This window comes from Bacillus cereus group sp. BfR-BA-01360 (assembly GCF_022663595.1).
GTDB lineage: Bacteria > Bacillota > Bacilli > Bacillales > Bacillaceae_G > Bacillus_A > Bacillus_A cytotoxicus.
In genome coordinates this window covers 1-216 of sequence record NZ_JAKUFV010000110.1, presented here as the reverse complement: position 1 = coordinate 216, position 216 = coordinate 1, and the positions used below count along the sequence as shown (strand labels likewise).

The window sequence follows — 216 nt, the reverse complement described above, 5'->3', positions numbered from 1 at the left end:
TTTGTAGAAATTAGTGAAGCGACAGCGTTACCAGAGACAGCAGCAACAAGTGGATCAATGGCAAGTAATGGCTGCTCAACGTGTGGTTCAAGTTCATGTTGTTCATCATAAGGAATAAAAAAGAAGGAGAGAGAAATCAATGGGAAATGAAAAAGACAAATTAGTAGAAGAATTATTTTCAGATATAGAGGATTTAGACTTTGTAGAAATTAGTGA

Annotated in this window: 1 protein-coding gene; it reads left to right on the top strand. The window is 35.2% G+C overall.

Translation table 11 applies throughout. The features are described 5' to 3' along the window. Positions 1-9 precede the first annotated feature (9 nt). The gene (locus MR056_RS22180) at positions 10-111 is read left to right on the top strand and encodes a thiopeptide-type bacteriocin (protein WP_242136746.1); all 102 of its coding nucleotides are present in this window, start codon (positions 10-12) and stop codon (positions 109-111) included. The last annotated feature ends 105 nt before the right edge of the window (positions 112-216 follow it).